1 pseudogene is annotated in these 402 nt (G+C 52.2%); it reads left to right on the top strand.

From position 1 onward, the window contains the following. Window positions 1–16: 16 nt before the first annotated feature. A pseudogene (locus QQM72_RS40715) lies at window positions 17–402 on the top strand (hypothetical protein); the annotation flags it as partial.

Raw genomic sequence — 402 nt, 5'->3', positions numbered from 1 at the left:
GCTGAAGAATACCGGTGTGGATGCAAACACACTCAAGGATCTCCAGAGCTTCCTCAAGGATCTGGATAATAACGTGGATACGCTCAAGGATCTCGTTATTGAGATCAAGGACGTAGACAAGGCTGACGGTGAAACGCTCACTGACGTTGACCTGACCATGACCAACAAGGATGGCGAGGTAACGACAAAGAAGCTGAAGGATCTGCCGCCTGAGTTTGTTGAGGAACTGCGTAAGGCTGTTGAGAAGGCCAACGGTAAGGTTGAGACCAAGCCTGCAGATAAGCCGGCTGAGGATACAGCAAAGCCTACGACTACTCAGAACAAGCCGTCGAAGGAACCGACACAGCCGAAGGCTACGACTACTCAGGCCAAGCCCAAGACTGAGCCGACTCAGCCCAAGAC

Source organism: Streptomyces zaehneri, assembly GCF_032248645.1.
Taxonomy (GTDB): Bacteria; Actinomycetota; Actinomycetes; order Streptomycetales; family Streptomycetaceae; genus Streptomyces; species Streptomyces coriariae.
Note: the sequence above shows the minus strand (reverse complement) of the source record. Positions and strands in the feature narration are given on the sequence as shown.